General features: G+C 34.5%; 18 protein-coding genes and 1 riboswitch. Of the genes, 14 read left to right on the top strand and 4 right to left on the bottom strand.

The window, feature by feature from the left end; all coding sequences use genetic code 11:
• Nucleotides 1–210 precede the first annotated feature (210 nt).
• The 9 genes from FS935_RS17740 to FS935_RS17705 all read left to right on the top strand — a co-directional run bounded on the left by FS935_RS17740 (nt 211) and on the right by FS935_RS17705 (nt 11,176).
• Nucleotides 211–1,464, top strand: coding sequence for an MFS transporter (locus FS935_RS17740; protein WP_146949978.1), 1,254 nt, complete (start codon nt 211–213; stop codon nt 1,462–1,464).
• Between the two features lie 112 nt (nt 1,465–1,576).
• Complete coding sequence (locus tag FS935_RS24275; protein WP_264191567.1) at nt 1,577–1,702, top strand: hypothetical protein; 126 nt, start codon at nt 1,577–1,579, stop codon at nt 1,700–1,702.
• 347 nt (nt 1,703–2,049) lie between these two features.
• Nucleotides 2,050–2,161, top strand: a riboswitch (SAM riboswitch).
• A gap of 108 nt (nt 2,162–2,269) precedes the next feature.
• Nucleotides 2,270–3,394, top strand: coding sequence for a sugar ABC transporter substrate-binding protein (locus FS935_RS17735; protein WP_146949977.1), 1,125 nt, complete (start codon nt 2,270–2,272; stop codon nt 3,392–3,394).
• A gap of 169 nt (nt 3,395–3,563) precedes the next feature.
• Nucleotides 3,564–5,066, top strand: coding sequence for a sugar ABC transporter ATP-binding protein (locus FS935_RS17730; protein WP_146949976.1), 1,503 nt, complete (start codon nt 3,564–3,566; stop codon nt 5,064–5,066).
• A gap of 1 nt (nt 5,067) precedes the next feature.
• The gene (locus FS935_RS17725; RefSeq protein ID WP_146949975.1) at nt 5,068–6,069 is read left to right on the top strand and encodes an ABC transporter permease; all 1,002 of its coding nucleotides are present in this window, start codon (nt 5,068–5,070) and stop codon (nt 6,067–6,069) included.
• A 768-nt stretch (nt 6,070–6,837) separates the two neighbouring features.
• Entirely contained in the window at nt 6,838–7,662 is an 825-nt protein-coding gene (locus tag FS935_RS17720) for a basic amino acid ABC transporter substrate-binding protein (protein ID WP_146949974.1), read from the top strand.
• A 189-nt stretch (nt 7,663–7,851) separates the two neighbouring features.
• Nucleotides 7,852–8,508 (top strand): amino acid ABC transporter permease, encoded by a 657-nt coding sequence (locus tag FS935_RS17715; RefSeq protein ID WP_146949973.1) that lies wholly within the window; start codon nt 7,852–7,854, stop codon nt 8,506–8,508.
• On the top strand, nt 8,505–9,227 hold the full coding sequence (locus FS935_RS17710) for an amino acid ABC transporter ATP-binding protein (RefSeq protein ID WP_146949972.1): 723 nt from the start codon (nt 8,505–8,507) through the stop codon (nt 9,225–9,227). The genes FS935_RS17715 and FS935_RS17710 overlap by 4 nt, the downstream gene beginning before the upstream one ends.
• Nucleotides 9,228–9,814: 587 nt before the next feature.
• A complete protein-coding gene (locus FS935_RS17705) occupies nt 9,815–11,176 on the top strand; it encodes an aspartate kinase (RefSeq protein ID WP_146949971.1) in 1,362 nt (453 codons plus the stop codon).
• 271 nt (nt 11,177–11,447) lie between these two features.
• On the opposite strand, the gene FS935_RS17700 is transcribed toward FS935_RS17705, so the two are convergent.
• Together FS935_RS17700 and FS935_RS17695 are read right to left on the bottom strand one after the other, a co-directional pair.
• Nucleotides 11,448–12,164, bottom strand: a complete 717-nt coding sequence (locus FS935_RS17700) for a hypothetical protein (RefSeq protein WP_146949970.1) — start codon at nt 12,162–12,164, stop codon at nt 11,448–11,450.
• Entirely contained in the window at nt 12,157–12,909 is a 753-nt protein-coding gene (locus tag FS935_RS17695) for a hypothetical protein (protein ID WP_146949969.1), read from the bottom strand. Before FS935_RS17695 ends, FS935_RS17700 begins: the two co-directional genes overlap by 8 nt.
• 480 nt (nt 12,910–13,389) lie before the next feature.
• Between FS935_RS17695 and FS935_RS17690 the strand changes: the two genes are divergently transcribed.
• From FS935_RS17690 to FS935_RS17675, 4 genes are all read left to right on the top strand, one after another.
• Nucleotides 13,390–14,376: a LacI family DNA-binding transcriptional regulator gene (locus FS935_RS17690; protein ID WP_146949968.1), complete on the top strand. Its 987-nt coding sequence runs from the start codon at nt 13,390–13,392 to the stop codon at nt 14,374–14,376.
• 144 nt (nt 14,377–14,520) lie between these two features.
• Complete coding sequence (locus FS935_RS17685; RefSeq protein WP_146949967.1) at nt 14,521–15,948, top strand: sucrose-specific PTS transporter subunit IIBC; 1,428 nt, start codon at nt 14,521–14,523, stop codon at nt 15,946–15,948.
• Nucleotides 15,949–16,053: 105 nt separating this feature from the next.
• On the top strand, nt 16,054–17,517 hold the full coding sequence (locus tag FS935_RS17680) for a sucrose-6-phosphate hydrolase (RefSeq protein WP_146949966.1): 1,464 nt from the start codon (nt 16,054–16,056) through the stop codon (nt 17,515–17,517).
• Between the two features lie 18 nt (nt 17,518–17,535).
• Nucleotides 17,536–18,513 (top strand): carbohydrate kinase family protein, encoded by a 978-nt coding sequence (locus FS935_RS17675; protein WP_146949965.1) that lies wholly within the window; start codon nt 17,536–17,538, stop codon nt 18,511–18,513.
• 444 nt (nt 18,514–18,957) lie between these two features.
• Here FS935_RS17675 and FS935_RS23475 read toward each other — a convergent pair whose 3' ends face one another.
• Nucleotides 18,958–19,095, bottom strand: coding sequence for a hypothetical protein (locus FS935_RS23475; RefSeq protein WP_158638640.1), 138 nt, complete (start codon nt 19,093–19,095; stop codon nt 18,958–18,960).
• Nucleotides 19,096–19,115: 20 nt separating this feature from the next.
• Nucleotides 19,116–19,343: a hypothetical protein gene (locus tag FS935_RS17670; protein WP_146949964.1), complete on the bottom strand. Its 228-nt coding sequence runs from the start codon at nt 19,341–19,343 to the stop codon at nt 19,116–19,118.
• A 426-nt stretch (nt 19,344–19,769) separates the two neighbouring features.
• On the opposite strand from FS935_RS17670, the gene FS935_RS17665 reads away from it, so the two are divergent.
• Nucleotides 19,770–20,465: a Na-translocating system protein MpsC family protein gene (locus FS935_RS17665; RefSeq protein WP_158638639.1), complete on the top strand. Its 696-nt coding sequence runs from the start codon at nt 19,770–19,772 to the stop codon at nt 20,463–20,465.
• Nucleotides 20,466–20,603 lie beyond the last annotated feature (138 nt).

The raw sequence follows: 20,603 nt of genomic DNA, 5'->3' as shown, positions 1-20,603 counted from the left end.
TTATATATCGTGTGTTATGTAAAATGTTTCGTAAAGGCTGGCTATCGAAAACTTGTTTGCTTTTAAATACCAAAGAAGTGGGCGTTGTATTAAGTTTTGTGGCAATTTTTTCTTCGTAAAAGCTAACACAGTCTCTAGATACATATTTTATTACAAAGCAACATCCTTTCAGAAAAGAGCCTTAGTTAATGAACATGTGGAGGAAAAAAGATGAACAAACAATCAAGTTTTAAAGAGTTTATGAGTAATAGGTTTGTACGTGCTATATTACTTTCTGGATTGTTTCTACAGCTTGGCATTTGGGTAAGGAATTTTTCAGTGCTTTTGTTTGTTATGGAGCAAACAAATGAAGACCCGTTTGCTGTCTCAATGATTTCAGTTGCAGAATTTGCACCGATTTTTATCTTTTCAATTATTGGTGGAACATTTGCTGATCGGTGGAGACCGAAGAAAACGATGGTTTGGTGTGATGTATTAAGTGCCATCTCAGTCTTTGCTGTGTTATTTACGTTAATGTTTGCCACTTGGAAAATTGTCTTTTTTGCCATGCTAATTTCGTCTATCCTTTCACAATTTTCACAGCCTTCAGGTATGAAATTATTTAAGTTGCATGTTCCAGAAGAGCAACTTCAAATGGGAATGTCCATTTATCAAACAATGATTGCATTATTTATGATCTTAGGACCTGTCATTGGAGCTTTTGTTTTTCAACAATATGGAATTGAACTGTCAATTGCAATAACTGGAGTCATGTTTATTCTCTCAGCTTTAGCACTTACATTCCTGCCTAGAGATAGAGAGGTGGAAAAGAAGGAAATTCCAACTACTGTGAAAGAAGAATTTATTCAAGGCTTCAAATATGTAGTGAACAATAAGTTTTTAAGATTATTAGGAGCAAATTTTTTTGTTGCTGGTTTAGCTATAGGTTTAATCCAGCCTTTAGGTATCTTCATCGTGACCGAGCAGTTACAGATGGATAAAGAATTTGTGCAGTGGTTTATGGCGATAAATGGAATTGCAATGATTATAGGTGGGGGAATCGCCTTAGCTCTATCTAAAAAAATAACACCAATTAGAATGCTAGCAGCAGGAATGATAGTAAATGCAATCATGATTTCAGTGATCGGGTTTTCAGAGATTCTCTGGCTAACATTAGTTGCACAGTTTTTTACAGGCTTAATGATGCCAGCAATACAAATTAGTATTAATACAATGATTTTACAAAATGCAGAGGAAGCATTTATAGGACGTGTAAACGGGATTATGACACCACTATTTATGGGAGCGATGGTCATCATGATGAGTCTCGCTGGTTTATTAAAAACATATCTCGGTTTAGTTCTTTCTTATCAAATTTCAGGAGTGTGCATGCTTCTTGGAGTCATTCTTGTTCTTCCACTTGTCCTAAAGCGTTCTGTGGGTAGTCAAATGAATGTGGAAACAGCTGTGAAGGCTGTTAAGTAGAAGTATATTAAGCATAAGAAATTGGGTCTACGTAGAACCCATGCTCTTATGCTTTTTTGAATAATTGAGAAATAATTGTAGAAAATAACCAGGTCAATGAGGAGGTGGAAATATGCCAAACTTAAACGATAACAAATTCAGAAAAATCCAGTCAGAAAGTCAAAAGCAAGGAAAATCTCAAGAAGAATATGCAGCAGAACTTGAGATGAACAAATTGAAGAGTCAAAAACGTAAATAATTTGGACAGGTAAGCCTCATTTGATGCTTACCTTCTTTTATATAAGCTGTTTTCGTTATCTTTGTTGTTTGTTCTATAAAATACGATTCCCAACACATAAATAGTTTAATTAGCAGCCAACATTTGAGATAATCATTCAACTTTTCACGATAATCATTCAACTTTTTCAATTAATCCATCATTCGACAAAAAACGCCACACATCAAGCTGTAAGCCTACCTCTCAACATCGAATTCCATCTAAAAATAAAAATTAATAAGTTAGAAAATTAAAAATAGTGGTTGACATTAATGCGATACCCTATTAAAGTAAACATATTGTTAAATTACTTAAATTCATAAACTAATCTCTTATCAAGAGTGGCAGAGGGACTGGCCCGATGACGCCCGGCAACCGTTCTATACAAATTAGAATTGGTGCTAAATCCTGCAGAACCGTATTGGTTTTGGAAGATAAGAGAGGCGATCCCTATATTTTTGCGGTGAAACCTCTCTATCTTAGAGAGGTTTTTTGATGTCTTTATAAGTAAACAAAAATTTTAAAAAGAAAAAAGGGGAGTTAACTAACATGAAAAACAAATTTTTCAACTCAGCATTTATTTTCATTTTAGCATTTACTTTACTACTTACAGGCTGTTCTTCAAGCGGAGATTCTACTGAATCAACAGCAGCTAAAGGTAATCCAGATGTTTCATTAGAAAATGTACCAGAACGCTTTGCAAATGGTGAAGGTGCGAAAATTAAAGTTATTCGTAAAATTGGTGGAGACGATCATACAGCACAATTTTTAGCTGGTGCGAAAGAAGAAGGAGAAGCACTTGGCTTTACAGTTGATGTATTCACTGCAAACGGTGATACAGCGAAGTTCCATGATGCGATTGCACAAGGATTAACAGAAGATTATGATGGTTTTATTATTTCACATGGTGATGATGATGCAACAGTTGAGGCTGTGCAAAAGCTAGTTGATGCTGGTAAAAGTGTTGTTACATTTGATTCAAATGACAAGTTATCAACGATTGAAGGTGTAACATTAACTTCACAGGATGATGAAGCACTTGCAAAGCTAGCGTTAGATCAGTTGGTGAAGGATTTTAATGGTGAGGCTAAAATAGCGTATCTTTGGGTAGATGGATTTCCTCCAATGGTAAGAAGAAATAAAGTGTATCAAGAAATTTTAGATAATAACCCAGGTATTAAAGAGATTGAGAGATTTGGTGTGGCAGCTGAGGATACATCTGTTCAAACACAAAATGCTGTAGCTTCTATGCTTAACAAACATCCTAAAGGTGAAATTGATGCGATTTTTGCAACATGGGATGCATTTGCAATTGGTGCAGCACGTGCGATTAAGGAAGCTGGTCGAGATGAAATTAAAATCTACGGTATTGATGTTTCCAATGCAGATCTTCAAGAAATTCAAACAGAAGAAAGCTCTTGGAAATATACAGCAGCAGTTGATCCGAAGTTAATTGGAGCTGTTGATATGAGATTACTAGCAAAAAAATTAGCTGGTGAAGAAACACCGCCAACTTATAATTTAGAAGCTTCATTAATTTCTCAAGAAGCATTATTACAATCTAGTGAACCAATTAACATGGTAAACCTAGCAGATACAATTGAAGGCTGGGGACAATCTACTGCATTTGAAGAAGAGTGGATGAAAACGTTAAAAGAATATTATAAAAAATAAAGTTTTTGAAGTAGAAAACGAAGGTAACACTCTCTATTTCTTATAGAGAGTGTTACCTTTTATTCCTCAAATGTATATGAACCCCCTCATTAACCAATTCCATGTGAAAGAAAATTTTGCTAAATAATCAAAAATACTGCTTTTAAAAATAGAGAGGAGGAACAACTAAATGCAATCCGTTTTAAAAATGACTAATATCTCAATTGAATTCCCCGGTGTAAAAGCATTAGATAGTGTGGATTTTACGATGAAGAGTGGAACAACTCATGCACTGATTGGAGCCAATGGTGCAGGTAAATCAACATTAATGAAAGTGTTATCAGGAGCTTATGATCACTATACAGGTGATATTTTGCTAGATAGTAAGAAAACGAGTATTCGTTCACCAAAGGATGCATTAGTAAATGGAATACAAATTGTTCATCAAGAAGTAGATACTGCGTTAATTCCCTATTTAACAGTGGGTGAAAACATTATGCTTTCAAGTACAGTTAATGGTATGGGGAAAAAGCAGTTTATTAATTGGAAAGTGCTGCATAAACAAGCTACAGACATCCTAAAAACTTTAAATATAAATGTTTCTTCTAAAAAACTAGTAAGTGAGTTAACGCTAGCAGAGAAGCAAATGGTACTGATTGCTAGAACAGTATCAACAGATTGTAAGTTTTTAATTTTGGACGAACCAACCGCACCTCTTAGCTATTCGGAAACGAAAGAGCTTTTTAGAATTGTGAAAGAATTAAAGGACAAGAATGTTGGCATTGTTTTTATTTCACACAGACTTCCAGAAATTTTTGAGGTTTGTGAGGAAATTACAATCATGAGAAATGGCAAGCTTGTTACACATGAGCTGATTAAACATACAACACAAAACAAAGTCGTTGAAAACATGCTTGGAAGAGAGCTTGAGGAACAATTTCCTGAAAAAGCTTCTGATTGTGGTGAAGTAATTTATGAAGTGAGTAACCTTCATGATGCTGATAAACTATCAAAAGTGTCCATGACAGTTCGTAAAGGTGAAATAGTTGGCATTGCTGGGTTAGTTGGAGCTGGGAAAACAGAATTATGCAAAGCTCTTTTTGGCGAAACAAAAATCACATCAGGTGAAGTGAAGCTGCATGGAAAGAAGTTAACACTAACATCTCCTTATCATGCAGTTAAACAAGGAATAGCATTAGTTCCAGAGGAAAGAAGAAAAGAAGGAATACTTGTACACGAATCTGTTGTGACTAATTTAACGGCAGCAAATTTAGGTGCTTTTACAAGACCGTTCAGCTTCTTGAATCGAAAAGCAGAAAAACAACGTGCGGTGCAGGTAATTGAAAGTCTTGGTGTTAAAACTCCATCTGAGGAAGCAATTGTTAAAAACCTATCAGGTGGAAATCAGCAAAAAATTGCGATTGGTAAATGGTTAATAGCAGATGCAGAGGTGTATATCTTTGATGAGCCAACAAAAGGTGTCGATGTTGGAGCGAAAAAAGATATATTCGAATTAATTTGTGAGCTTGCTAGTAGAGGAAAAGCGATTATTTATGCATCATCAGAGCTTGCTGAAATAATCGGTATAACAAATCGTGTGTATGTATTATACGATGGTAGGGCTGTAAAAGAGCTTGATACTAGTGATACCAAAGAAGCAGATTTACTATATTATTCAACAGGAGGTAACTAGGATGAGTGAATTAAATCCTGTACAAGCTAAGAATTCAACTAAAAATACTTTTGATCTTTTTCAATTTTTATATAAATATGGAACAATTTTAACAATTGTTGTACTTGTAGCTGTTTTCGCATTATCAAATCCAGCGTTTATTCAAGGAAATAATCTTATAAATATTCTACGTTCCATTTCTATTGTGACCATTATTGCGATAGGAATTACAATCTCACTTTCAGTTAATGGGTTTGATTTATCAGTAGGATCTGTTGCATCACTTTCTAATGCGATTGTTATATCTATGTTTGTGTGGTTTTCACAAAATACCTTTATCGCTATATTCTCAGCAATTGTTGCTTCACTATTAGTCGGTGTATTAAATTCGTTTTTTATTATCAAACTCAAAGTTCCTGATATGCTGATTACACTTGCAACCATGTTTATCGTTCAAGGAATTGCTCTCACATATACAAAAGGAGCAACTGTTTCACAAAATATGGTCATGCCTGATGGGTCGTTTGCAACAGGATTAATTAGTCCGCTATTTCAAAAGCTAGGACAAGTTCCTTGGATTATCATTATTATGGTTGTTATTGTTGTAGTTGTTCATATATTCCTTACGTACACAAAGCATGGACGATATATGTATGTGATTGGTGGAAATATCGAGGCTGCAAGGTTATCTGGTATTCCTGTTAATAAATATAAAGTTGCTGCTTATCTACTTTCAGCGCTCTTTGCAGCAATTGGTGGTATTATTTTAGCTTCTCGAGTAATGACAGCGGAAATTAATGCAGGAGGACCATATTTAATGGATTCAGTTGCAGCAGCATTTATCGGTTTTTCCGTTCTAGGAGCTGGTAAACCTAACGCTTTTGGAACATTTGTTGGTGCTGTATTAATCGGAATTTTACAAAATGGACTTGTTATGATGTCCGTTCCTTATTTTGCGATGGATATTGTAAAAGGGGCAGTGCTAGCTTTTGCACTAGCATTGACGTATTATAAGCTAAAATAATTGTTTTAAAAGAGGCTGGGACATAAGTATTTAAGCTAATGAAAAACCCGAATTATTAGGTGATATTTCAAGTAATCTTTCGCCTAATAGTTCGGGTTTTTATTTGCATTTTCAATAGATTTTTTAATTTTGTATACTATTTTTAAGAGCTAGTGGAATGGAGCGGAAGACACTCGGGCACCTACGGGAATAGAGGAAAGGCTGAGACCCCGCAGGCTTGCCGAGGAGGCTCAGCTTCCTCCCCGTGGAAAGCGAGTGTCTGCAGCGCAATGGAACGAACTTGTTTCTTTCATCTTAACTGATTTAGATTAATTCGACTTTCTGTATGATTTCTTTAATTATGTCCCAGGCTCTTTGTGTAGTTTTTTATACAGGTGCAATTGTCGCTATGAAATTTGATTCAACATTAAAAAATAAAAGGAATATCCAAAGAAAAGATGAATAAATATAAGTAATTTTATAAGTACTAAAAACTTAACGTTATAATTTATTAATGTGAGATTATGTACCGATACAATTGAAATAAATTTAAATATCCTGGATTATATTAGATATATAGTAAATATCTTATTATTAATAGAAAATTAATTCTATTCTAATAAAAGTTATTTATACATATTATTGTATTATAATTCATATTCTGATATACTTCATACATAGTTTTCTAGTCCAGTTAATTAGTAGATCTATAAAAATAAGAGCTACTTAAAATACAAAGACAAATATCAGAATTTTTGCATTATAATGAACTAAAGGGGGATTTAAAAGATGAAAAAATTATTAATGATGTTGATGGTGTTGACGTTTACTTTTGCTTTGGCTGCATGTGGATCAAGTCAGAGTTCTTCTAGTGGTGAAGGTGATGGAGCGGGTGAAACAGAGAAAAAAGAAAAGCTAAGAGTTGTTACAGATGCTGCTTATGCACCTTTTGAGTACATGGACAAGGGTGAAATTGTTGGATTTGATGTTGATTTCGTTGAAGCAGTTGCTAAGGAAGCTGGATATGAAGTTGAAATAGTCAATGTTGGATGGGATCCAATTTTCGTAGAAATTAAAGATGAAATTGCAGACTTTGCTGTATCGGCTATTACGATTAATGATGATCGTAAGCAAACGTACGACTTCACTTCACCTTATTTCTTATCTACAAATAAAATTCTTGTACCAGAGGGTAGTGATATTGAATCGGCTGAGGATTTAAAAGATAAAGTTGTTGCCGTTCAAGCTGGTACTACAGGTCAAGAAGCTGTGGATGAATTATTAGGAAAAAACAGTTCAAATATTAAAAAGTTTGAAAATAATAACTTAGCAATTATGGAGCTTACTAGTGGTGGAGCAGATGCTGTAGTTGCTGATAACACGGTTGTTGAAGAATATGTAAAAAATAACCCAGATCAAAAGTTAGTTGTTATTGAAGATGCGGATAGCTTTGCTGCAGAATATTATGGTTTGATGTTTCCTAAAGGTAGTGAGCTAAAAGCTGATTTTGATGAAGCAATCAATACAGTATTAGACAATGGCAAATATGCTGAAATTTATACTGAATGGTTTGGTTCTGAGCCAGATGTAGAGAATTTAAAAGCACAACAATAAATGAAAACTTTGCGTACCACTAGAATAGTAGTGATACGCAATTTTTCCTTTTTAGAGAAGTGTTTCATGAAGGCTTTTTTCATAAAATAATATTTTTACGCTAGGTATTATTTTATGAAAAAAGTAATTAACAAAGAAAAATTGATGCTGACCAGGGCGCTTATATGCTTTTGTTTAGGAGGAATATAAATGGATTTTAGGTTTGATATTATTGTTGAATATGCGCCATTTTTATTAAAGGGAACTTTGTTAACAATTGGCTTATCTCTCGGTGGGATTCTAATTGGAACTCTTCTTGGTCTTGGTATTGGACTTGGGAAAATGATGAACAATAAATTGCTAGCGCTTCCTTTTAGAATGTATATTACGTTCTTTAGAGGTACACCTTTATTTGTGCAAATACTATTAATTCATTTTGGGGTTGTACCACTTTTTACTGGTCAAACAAATGGGATAGCAGCAGCTATTATAGCTCTTTCATTAAATGCTGCAGCATATATTGCTGAAATCTTTAGAGGGGGAATTCAATCCATTGATCGTGGTCAAATGGAGGCAGCGAGATCACTTGGAATGAATCATGTTCAAGCGATGACACATGTTATCTTACCACAAGCTTTTAAGCGAATGATTCCTCCGTTTGGGAATGAGTTTATCGTGTTAATAAAAGAGTCATCTTTAGCAGCTGTTGTAGCAGCTCCAGAGATTATGTACTGGGGAAGAGCCATGTCAACTCAATACTATCGTGTTTGGGAGCCATACTTAACTGTTGCCCTTATTTATTTAATTTTAACATTATCGCTAAGCTTCCTACTTAATAAACTTGAAAGAAGGTTGACGACGGAATGATTACGGTAAAACAATTAAAGAAATCATTTGGTGAAAATCAGGTACTAAAAGATATTAATGCAACAATTAAGCCGCAAGAGGTTGTTGTTGTTATTGGTCCTTCAGGCTCTGGAAAATCAACCTTTTTACGCTGTTTAAATTTACTTGAATCAACAACAGGTGGACAAGTTTTGATTGATGGTGTTGATTTAACAGATAAAAAAACTGATCTTAATAAAATTCGTGAAGATGTGGGAATGGTTTTTCAACAATTTAACCTATTTCCTCATAAAACGGTACTTGAAAATATCATCTTGGCTCCAATGAAGGTAAAAAAGCTAAGTGAAGAACAAGCTAAAGATAGAGGAATGAAGCTACTACAAAAGGTTGGATTAGCTGAAAAAGCAAAGGCCTATCCAAGCTCCTTATCTGGTGGTCAAAAGCAAAGAGTAGCGATTGCCAGAGCACTAGCTATGGAACCGAAAATTATGCTATTTGATGAACCAACATCTGCTCTTGATCCAGAAATGGTAGGAGAAGTTCTTGAAGTAATGAAGCAGCTCGCAAAAGAGGGAATGACAATGGTTGTGGTTACTCATGAGATGGGCTTTGCAAAAGAAGTAGGTGATCGAGTTCTTTTCATGGATGGTGGATATATAGTAGAAGAAAACGTCCCAAGCGAGCTATTTGATAACCCTCAGCAAGAACGAACAAAGGCCTTTTTAAGTAAGGTTCTTTAAACATTTCTAAAAAAATGTTGCTAATTGCCCTATTTTTCAGTTGAAACATTTATTTATTGATAATAAGGTACTAATCTTTGAAGAAAAGAAGCCACTATGCTTGATACAGTGCTGTTTACTTGGAATTGTAAAAGCTACAAAGTTTACGAAACCAGCCTTAAACAAACGCTTGATTTAAATCTTGAGAGTAGATAAGAATATTTGCACTGAAAACGTTAAAAAATAAATACCTATAGCAATAGAAAAGAGAGACAATAATGTCTCTTCAGACTGTTGACAAACGCTCGCTTTCTTCGTTACTCACCTTGCTGCGGTGCTCATTACCAAATCGGGTAACTCCGCTCCTCACAAGGCTTCGTGCCTTGAAAGTCAAGCGTTTTCAATCAGTCTGAAGGGCTTGAAAATATACTTTGTCTACACACTGGAGAGACAATAATGTCTCTTTTTTATGTGAAGAAACTTTATTATGTCCTTACAAAAAACACAAATGTTCTTTCTGGGAAGAAAACTCTTGATTATTTATGAAAAAAAGGTGATAATAAGGATTAAAATTTGACAGAAAATTTTAAATAATAGGAGTTGTAGAAATGAAGGTTGTAAAGTTCGGAGGATCTTCCTTAGCATCAGGTGAACAATTAAAAAAGGTTTTACAAATTGTTGTCTCAGATTCGTCTCGGAAAGTGGTTGTTGTGTCTGCTCCTGGTAAACGTTATTCAGATGATATCAAGGTGACAGACATGCTTATTGAATGTGCAGAAAAGCATCTAGAAAATGAAGATGCAAAAGTAATCTTTCAAGCAATTATTGACCGTTATGAAAGCATTGTAAAGGAATTATCAATTCCCTCCGATATTATACAGACGATCACTAATGATCTAAAAGAATTATTAGAGAGTGATAAAAGTAAACCAGAAAGCTACTTAGATGCTGTAAAAGCAAGTGGAGAAGATAATAACGCGAAACTAATAGCTGCTTACTTTCAACACAGTGGTGTGGATGCCCAATATGTTAACCCTAAGGATGCGGGATTATTAGTTTCAGATGAACCAGGTAATGCACAAGTTCTTCCTGAGTCATATGAAAATTTATATAAACTTCGTGATCGTAAAGGTATCATCATTTTTCCAGGGTTTTTTGGTTATAGCAAAAGTGGAGAAGTTCTTACCTTTTCTAGAAGTGGCTCTGATATCACTGGCTCTATTCTTGCAAATGGTATTAAAGCTGATTTATATGAAAACTTTACAGATGTTGATGCTGTATACTCTGTTAATCCAACGATTGTTCAAAATCCAAAAGAAATTGTTGAGTTAACGTATCGAGAAATGCGTGAACTTTCATATGCTGGTTTTTCGGTTTTCCATGATGAAGCATTAATTCCAGCTTTTCGTGCAGGAATTCCTGTTAATGTGAAAAACACAAATAACCCATCAGCTCCAGGAACAAAAATTGTTAATGAGCGTGCGAATTCAAATGGTCCTGTTATTGGAATTGCCAGTGACAAAGGCTTTTGTAGCATTTACATTAGCAAATACTTAATGAATAGAGAAATTGGATTTGGACGAAAGCTGCTACAAATTTTAGAGGATTATGGTTTAACATATGAGCATGTTCCATCTGGAATTGATGATGTAACAGTTATCTTAAGACAAAAGCAAATGAGTAAAAAAGTAGAAAAGCAAATTACAGAACGGATTATGACAGAGTTACAAGCTGACGAAGTCATCATTGAGCATGACCTTGTGTTAATCATGGTTGTTGGTGAAGGAATGCGTCACAATGTAGGTACTACAGCTCGTGCGTCTAAAGCTTTAGCAGATGCCGGGGTGAATATTGAGATGATCAACCAAGGATCATCAGAGGTAAGTATGATGTTCGGAGTAAAAGAACCACAAGAAAAACGTGCGGTTCAGGCACTTTATAATGAATTTTTCGTTGCGGTTCCTGTATAAAAATAATGTCATGGTGGATAGAAGGGGGTGCGATCCTAATTTTGGATCTCACTCCCTCTTTTTTGAGGGAAATGTTTTTTATTTGTAACTTATACACAATTAAATATTTTAAAAAATAATAGCACCTCGTTTGTTTTGAAATATAATTTAAACAAATATAATTTAAACAATTGGAGGTGCTGTTTATTATAGGTTATCCTTTATAACAGGGTATTTAAATAATCCCTTGGAAAATAGGTTTAATTAAATGAGAACTAAAAGAAAAGGTTACCTATTCTAGTTCCTCAGAAATCACCTGTTGCATGTATTGGATAAAATCTCCTGTGTAAGTGCCACCGCCACCGTTGCGAAACGTATGCTCAAGATCTACAGCTTCTTGTTTATCATTATAAGCTTGATATTGGAACATGTAGTAATGACTAGAAGGTAATAGTCCTGATTGGGCAGGGTTTAAATCAAAAGATCCAATAATTTCCTTCCATTTAGATGGTAGCTCAACATATCCATAGCTTTCTTTTCCTAACGTAAGCGTATGTTTCACTTGAATTTTTGGAAAATATACCTCCAACCGGTTTTCACTGTTGGCATCAGTTACAGAGTAATTTCTCTCAGATGTTAAATAGATTTGCCACTCCTGAACTTTATCATGAGGATGGACGTTCCAATAAACATAGGAGTTTCCGTTATTCGCTAGGATACTAGGACCAGAAGCAGAATCGGTACCAACACATTCCCATTTTCCAGTATTCCATACCCAAATACTTGATCCATATGAGCCGTCAGCTGATAAGAAAGGAACAAAATAGGTTTCTTCATCAATTTGTATGATATCTTGAATTTCCTTCTTTGGTGTGATAAGAGGGATCTTCTCTAAAAGCTCTTCTTCTGTATAAAAGTCTTTTGGAATACTGAATATGTACATTGCATATGCACATACAGCTACAAGACCTGCAATGAATAGTAGAAGCACTAACTTCTTTTTACTCATTTTCACTCCCCCTTTCTTTCAAAAAGGAAGCAGTGTTAGAACGAAAATAGTATTGATGTTCTTTTGTGGTAACAAGTAATCCTTTTCCGTCATATTCCACATAAACTCGAACTTTTTTTCCTGCTTTTGCTTTCACATCAGTTAACAAATAGGGAAACTTCTCTTGTGCGTTTTTCTGTTCCTTGTCATCTTCGTTCGACCACATTTGCTCTCTAATTTCTTCGTACCACTGAGTAACATTTGACTGTTCCGATTTAAAAGAAGATAAGGATTCTTCTAGTTTCATCACGCTAAGATGAACTTCTTTTCCTGAAGGGTGGATAGAAAGTAGCTCTGCTTTGGAAACGTCATCAAGATATGTTTCCACTTCATACTTAGGATAAACAACTCCTGATACTCCGATTGCCAAGAGAGCAGCTCCTAAAAAGAAGTAATTCCAAAGAAAGCCCAACCAAGCATATTTTCGATAGGCATCCCACCGACTTTTTCCCTTTAGTATTGCATATAAAATCCAAACCCCAAGAGGAAGAATGGCTATAGAAAGAACACCTTCAAAAAATGGAAGATTAATAGAAAAAGAAAAGAGCCCAATCAACACAACGATTATTAATTTCCAAAGCACTGGTCGTTCCTCGATATGCTGAGCTTGATAGATACGCCAAACCCCATAAGCAAGGAAACCCCAAGCAAGTAACATGAACATCACCTGAATAAGATTCCATTCAAAATACCAATTAAATACCACACCCTACACCCCAATTTCTATATAAATTTTCGCTTTATTCCCTTCACTACGATATTTGACCTATTCTTGATAAATTTAATTGATCTACATATAGTAAGTTAATTCTAAAAATGCACGCAGTTACCTCGAAATAACAAAATATGTATATAATTAATAATACAAACAAACTTGTAATAATAATACAACAGTCTATATTTTATCAATATAAAAACTACCATCACTCTTCAGCACAAGTTTAAAAAATTAGAATGTTTATAAATATCTACTGGACTATTTAATCAGCTGAACCTTCACTAAAAACTTATTATCTAGCAACAAAGTTTACGAAAATAAGATACAGAACGACTTTTAATAATTAATTAAATCTAATTGTTTATTAAATAAAATTTAACATACACAAAAAAACTCAATAATCCTTATTTTAACTACCCCAACCATTTGGTGTATACTATAAAGCAAAGTACATGAATGTGGAGTTGTATGAATATGACAATTGGTGAAATAGCCAAGCTTGCAGGGGTTGCGAAAAGTACTGTTTCTAGATTTCTTAATGGGGGATCAGTAGGAAAAGAAACACGTTTGAAAATAGAACGAGTGATAAGTGAAACTGGCTATGTTCCTAATACATTTGCCCGAAGTTTAAAGGCAAAGAAAACAAATATCATTGGGACGATTGTGCCAAGATTAAATTCGTATGCGACAGCAGAAACGTTAATTGGAATAGATGAAAGACTTCGAGAAGAAAACTATCAATTACTTATATCAAATACAAGTCAGGATTTAGAACGAGAAATTGAGAGCATTTATAATTTAGCAAATCAAAAGATAGCCGGTATTATTTTGCTTGCAACACAAGTGACGGATCAGCATCTAGAAGCTTTTGAAAAAGTGGATGTGCCTGTGTTACTTGTTGGACAGGAAAGTGAGCATTGCTACAGCTTAATTCATAATGATGAAGAAGCAGGTATTTTACTTGGTAAATATGTTTTAGCTAACGGTCACAAAAAGATAGCCTATTTAGGTGTAACAGAGAAGGATATAGCTGTTGGTGTGAAACGAAAACGAGGGTTTCAGCAGGCGATAAAAGAAGAGAGCAATAGTGATTTGATGTATTTTGAAACTAGCTTTAGTGTGAAAGATGCAACAGAGAAATTCAGTGAAATTGTAGATCAACATGCACCGACAATTATCGTTTGTGCAACAGATAACATTGCACTTGGCATTTTAAAAGCAGCTCAAATTCGAGGATTATCCATACCAACTGATTTGTCGATTACAGGCTTTGGGGGCTATGAAGTAACGGAGATTATCCACCCTAGTATTACGACAGTTAAGTTCTTTTATAAAGATGCTGGAGAGCTTGCTGCTGAAAAAATGATTCGTTTAATTAACGGAGAAACTGTAGAAAAATTAACTGTTTCTCATGTTGAAATGATTGAACGAGAAAGTGTTGACAATCGTATGTAAGCGATATATAATTTATTCGAAACCGGTTCCATTACATCGGTTTTTATTTTGATTAAAAATGGAACCGGTACCAACTATATTTTTTTATTCGTTTAAGGAACCGGTTCCACGTTACATACTAAAATCAGTAAAGGGTGAGTATAAATGAACTATCCACAAATAGCACAAGAAATTTTAGCTGCAATAGGCGGAAAAGAAAACGTTTCTGCTGCTGCACACTGTGCAACAAGATTACGACTTGTATTACATGATGAAGAAAAAGTAGATCAAGAGAAATTAGATGAAATGGATATTGTAAAAGGAACATTTTCAACTGGAGGACAATATCAAATTATTATAGGGTCAGGTACTGTGAACAATGTTTATAATGAGCTTTCAAAGCTAACTGGAATGGAAGAAATGTCAACAAAGGATGTTAGCAGTGCAGGCTCAAAGAAAATGAATCCATTACAGCGTTTCGTTAAGATGCTATCTGATATATTTGTCCCAATCATCCCAGCAATTGTTGCCGGTGGTTTGTTAATGGGGCTTAACAATTTATTAACTGCTTCTGATTTATTTGTAGATGGGATGTCACTTGTAGAAGCTAATCCAGGAATAGCTGATTTAGCAGCACTTATAAATACATTTGCAAATGCCGCATTTGTTTTTCTACCAATCTTAATTGGATTTTCAGCTACAAAGCGCTTTGGAGGTAATCCATACTTAGGTGCAACACTTGGGATGTTAATGGTTCATCCAGATTTATTAAATGGATATAATTACGGAGCAGCTTTAACAAGTGGAGAAATTCCGTATTGGAATATACTAGGTTACGAAATTGCTAAGATCGGTTATCAAGGAACGGTGCTTCCGGTATTAGTAGCATCATTTATTTTAGCTAAAATTGAAACAAATTTACGCAAAATTACACCGTCTTCATTAGATAACCTATTAACACCGTTATTATCAATTTTTATTACAGGATTATTGACGTTTACAATAGTAGGTCCACTAACAAGAACAGCAGGAAATCTTTTATCAGATGGGTTGATTTGGTTATATGATACAACAGGCTTTATTGGAACAGCTCTATTTGGTTTAGCGTATGCACCAGTTGTTATTACAGGAATGCATCATAGCTTTATTGCTGTTGAAACTCAGTTACTTGCTGATATTGCCAAAACTGGAGGATCATTTATTTTCCCTGTTGCAGCGATGTCAAATGTTGCCCAAGGTGCAGCAACACTAGCTGTTTTATTACTAACTCGTGATGCGAAAATTAAAGGTATAGCATCTGCTGCTGGTATTTCATCACTACTGGGAATTACTGAGCCAGCTATGTTTGGGGTTAACTTAAAGCTTCGTTATCCATTTATTGGTGCAATTATTGGAGCTGCAGTAGCATCAGGATTTATAGGGCTTTTTAAAGTAAAAGCAATTGCATTAGGAGCAGCAGGACTACCTGGGATTATCTCTATTAAAACAGGTTCGATTACATTTTACGTAATTGGTATGGTAATCTCATGTGCGGTAGCATTTACTGTAACGTTTATTTTAGGAAAAAGAGCAGCAAAAAAAGAACAGAACTAATCAAATAGTTTAGGAGAATCAATCATTTTGACGATTCTCCTATCTTTATTTTTGAGACTTAAATAAATTATTCACGATATTTTCAATTTAAGGGGAACGAACTTTATGGAATGGACAAAAGAGATGAGATATCGTCGACTTGAAGAAATAGATATAAATGAAATGGAAGAATTAAAAAAGAAAGTAAATAATAGTGAGTGGAGACAGAGCTTTCATATTCAGCCTGAAACAGGATTATTAAATGATCCTAATGGTTTTTGCTTTTTTAATGGTGAATATCATTTGTTTTATCAATGGTTTCCATTAGGCCCAGTTCACGGACTCAAATACTGGTACCATACAAAGTCACAAGACCTTGTTACGTGGGAGAATGTTGGTGTGGGAATAAAACCAAATCATGATTATGACAGCCATGGTGCCTATTCTGGAAGTGCAATTCAGCATAATGATCAGTTATACTTAATGTATACCGGAAATACTCGTGACGAAAACTGGGAACGTCATCCTTATCAGGTTGTTGCGAAAATGAACAATCAAGGTAGGATTACAAAACCACAGCAAGCGAATATTACTGAAGTGCCTTCTGGTTACACTGATCATTTTAGAGATCCTAAAGTATGGAAATCAGGTGATTTATTTTATGCGATTATTGGAGCACAAAGAGAAAATCTAACAGGCTGTGCGGTATTATATAAATCGGATAACCTTCTTGACTGGACATTTTTAGGAGAAGTGAAAACTCAGTTGAATGAGTTTGGATATATGTGGGAATGTCCGGACTATTTTGAACTGAATGATAGTGGTGTGTTTATTTTTTCTCCACAAGGACTTGAAGCTTCAGGTGATGATTATCAAAATATCTATCAATCAGGATATATAGTAGGACAGAAGTTAGATTTGCAAACGAAAGATTTTTCTCATAGCAGATTCAACGAACTTGATCGCGGCTTTGATTTTTATGCTCCACAAACAACATTAGCTCAGGATGGTCGTCGAATTTTAGTTGGGTGGATGGGTTTGCCTGAAATTGATTATCCTACAGATCAAGATGGTTGGGCACACTGCTTAACATTGCCAAGAGAGTTAACAATTAAAAACGAGAAATTGTTTCAAAAACCTATAATAGAATTGCAAAAACTTCGAAAATCAAAACAAGTTGTTGAAGCAACACTAACAAATGAAACAAGAAAGTTCTTTAGTGGAGTAACTTTTGAGTTAATTTGTGAATTAAAAGAATATAATAGTACTCAATTCGGAATTGAAATACGAGCTAGTGATGATGAACATACTAGCATTATGTATGATAGCATAGAAAAAAAGATTATAGTAGATCGTAGTAAATCGGGACAATCTTTAGCAAAAGAGTATGGGGAACAAAGAAAATGTACGATGTCAGATGATCACATTAAGTTCCACATATTTGTTGATGTATCATCGGTTGAACTATTTATAAATGATGGTGAAGAGGTATTCACTAGTAGAATTTTTCCGAAAAAAGAGAGTGATGAAATTCGTTTCTTTGCTAATGGTGGACCTACTACTTTTTATGCTGAGAAATGGGATATATAAATAAGGAGTGATGTTGTCATGGGAAGTTTGTTTTGTATTGGTGAAGTGTTGATTGATTTTATTCCAGCTCAAAAGGGGATGCCGCTAAAAGATGTCACTTCCTTTGAAAGAGCACCAGGAGGCGCGCCAGCAAACGTAGCTGCTGCCGTTGCAAAGTCAGGAGCTAATTCCTCAATGATTACTAAGCTTGGCGAAGATGCGTTTGGTGATTTCCTTATCGAAACATTAACAAAAGTTGGTGTTAACACAAATCATGTATTTAGAACAAATGAAGCTAATACAGCATTAGCCTTTGTTTCTCTTAAAGAAGATGGAGAACGAGACTTTTCCTTTTATCGAAATCCTTCTGCTGATTTACTATTAACAGAGGATGAAATTGAGGAGAGCTGGTTTAAAGATGGAGATATTCTACATTTTTGCTCGGTTGATTTAGTTGAAAGTCCGATGAAACAAGCACATAAAAAAGCGATTCAATATGCGAAAGAGAATGGTGCAATTATTAGCTTTGACCCAAATGTACGACTGCCATTATGGAAGACTCCTGAAGATTGTCGAAAAACGATTTTATCTTTTATACCAGAAGCACATATATTGAAGATATCAGATGAAGAGCTAGAATTCATTGCAGGCATATCTAATGAAGATGAAGCGGTACTTTCACTATTTACCGGTGATGTTAGAGCTGTTATTTATACTCGTGGTGCAAATGGTGCCGAACTTTATGTAAAAGAAAAATGCTACCAATCGAATGGCTATAAAGTTGAAGTACAAGATACAACAGGGGCTGGCGATGCTTTTATCGGTGGATTTTTATATAAGCTTCTCGAGAAGAACGTATCGCTTTCTGAACTAGAGTCAATCCTACAATCGAATCATCAAGAAATACTCTCATATGCTAATGCAAGTGGTGCTTTAACAACAACAGGTAAAGGTGCAATATCTGCTTTACCAACAAAGGCAAAAATTCATGAGTTTATGACAAAGCATGAACAATAGATATGGGGTTTGGGCTTTTACATTTTCTTAATAACACAGAAATTGCTTAGAAATTATTACAGAACGTTGGACAAAAATAAAACATACTAAGACATAAGTATGTAAGTTAATGAAAAACCCGAATTATTAGGTGATATTTCGGGTTTTTTTTGTTTTTGATTTTTATACTATTTTAATGAACTAGTGAAATGGAGCGGAAGACACTAGGGCACCTACGGGAATAGAGGAAAGGCTGAGACCCCACAAGCGCAGCGAGGAGGCTCAGCTTCCTCCCCGTGGAAAGCGAGTGTCTGCAGCGCAATGGAACGAACTTGTTTCTTTCAGCTTAACTGAATTTAGATTTTTTCATCTTTTTTATGACTTCTTTACTTATGTCCCAGCCTCTTTATTGAAACTGAAATTTTTTACATTTATACGGACCTCGATAGTTACATGTTAGCATTTCTAATCTTTTTGTTGTGAACGTTGTTTAGAAGATCTACTTTTAAAAGAGCTTTCCTTATTTAATCTTCCATTTATAGCACGAAGATTTTTAACAGGTAAGTTATTATTTGGTGCTGCTTGCTCATTCCAATCAGACATCTTAGCTTCACACCTTTCGATTATTCTTCTTCAACCTTTTTCCCTCTCATAAGCTTCTCAAATTCAACCATTGAGGGGTCAGTGATAATAGGATGATAAAACGGATTTTTTTCCTGATGGAATTCATTATCTTTATCCATTTTAATCCCCATTTGAGCACCTGCTGTTGATAGAGAGTCATTAATAATAGATTCTCTTTCACCATCTGAATGTGGTGTAACTTCTGAATTTTGGTTTCTTCTATCCACATCTATCATCTCCATTTACAGTGTTCGTCTTATGATGAGTTAACATAAAGGGAAATATTCTTAAATATTGATACAGAGATAGAGAATAACTCAATCATTATTGTCAATAGAATTGAATTATGCTATCATATTTATTGACTAATTTCTTGCTGTTATTAGTTACTTAAAGATCACTCTAGCAACAAAATTAAATGAAATCATACTTAAGATAATATGGTAAATGGAAGAAACTATTTTTTATATAGCTCGTCTGTCCATGGCCTAACTTCTAAACAAGGAGTTAGGCCTTTTTTGTTTTTTACATTTCTAGGTTTATATTGACAATGAAACGGAAAAAGATAGTTACCACGAAATTTTCCTTTCTTGATAATAATAAAATATAAAATCTACAAAAAATCGATTGCTATTTGAAAAGGGGGAACAATATTGAAAAAAATCGATCGTTACTACCAGGAAGAACTCCTCCTACTTAGTAGTACTTTAAGTAAGTTGCTCAAAAGAAGATTTGGAAAAGGTCCTGAGGCTTGCTCTCTGACTTTTCACTCAAATAAAATAATTGTACATATTCGTAACTTTATTACTCCAGCTGAAGATGTGTTAGTTAATAATGATCAATTAAGATTAGCGCATTTATTTCGTACTTCTGTCATGGAGACGGTATTTAGAGAGTTTGCAGATGAAGCAACAAATGTTTTAGGTGTGACATTTGATTCATATTTTGATGATTGGAACTATGAAGAAAATAGTGGAATGTTGTTGCTGGAAAATATGAGCTCACTATCGTGGGAAGAGACACAACTCAATCCAATTCTAAAAGATAAGATTTTTGACACAATGATCCAAATCTGTGCTGAGATTCACAAAGCTCCAAGTAAACTAGAAATTGTAAGTATTAATCCAAATATGTATATGATTGAAAGTCAGGGGATACTTTTACAGGTTGAGAAAATACTCTTTAGTAAAGGCCACTTAAATATCATACAAGATCGATCATTTGAGATTAAAGATTGTTATTTGGAGCATAAGGATCGTTTACAGCGTGTTTTTGAAACTAAAATAAATCAAATGTATTTAATGTGGGATTATGAAAAAGATAGAAGTCTTTTATTTGTACATCTGTAGTTAATCTTTCTTTATTTTGATTTTTCCTTACTAAAAAGGTAGTATAAGGAAGATAACCATACAAAAACCTCATTTACATTATTTCTATTTTTTACTATTATTAATCTATAGTCATATAGAAATTAGGAATGCTTTTAT

Source organism: Metabacillus litoralis (genome assembly GCF_007994985.1).
GTDB lineage: Bacteria > Bacillota > Bacilli > Bacillales > Bacillaceae > Metabacillus > Metabacillus litoralis.
The sequence above is the reverse complement of the archived record's forward strand: the minus strand, read 5'-3'. Positions and strand labels throughout refer to the sequence as shown.